Source organism: Dyella sp. ASV21, from assembly GCF_016428975.1.
Taxonomy (GTDB): domain Bacteria; phylum Pseudomonadota; class Gammaproteobacteria; order Xanthomonadales; family Rhodanobacteraceae; genus Dyella.
The window spans coordinates 1-255 of the sequence record NZ_JAELTT010000423.1 but is presented as its reverse complement, the minus strand read 5'-3'; the positions used below and the strand labels follow the sequence as shown (position 1 = coordinate 255).

Here is a 255-nt window from a genome sequence, read left to right as displayed (position 1 = left end):
GTGATGCCCTCCAGACTCTGCGTCCAACCGTTGGCCAGCGCGGCGGTAAGCGCCTCGTTTTTCAGGCGTGCGCCCGGCTTGGCGGGGTCGTGGAGCGACACGCTGACCGGGCGATGCAGCACGGCCAGCGTCTTGAGCGCATCCCATTGTGCAAAGCCCAGCTTGGTCCAGGGTTTGGGGATAAAAGTGGTGGGTTGGAAGTTCCATTTGGGATGCCGCTCCCAGTCGGTAAAGCCGGGATAAATGGATCGCCCC

General features: G+C 62.7%; 1 pseudogene. It reads right to left on the bottom strand.

Going from position 1 to position 255, the window contains the following annotated elements:
- Positions 1–255, bottom strand: a pseudogene (locus tag JHD67_RS22155) (DUF2875 family protein); the annotation flags it as partial.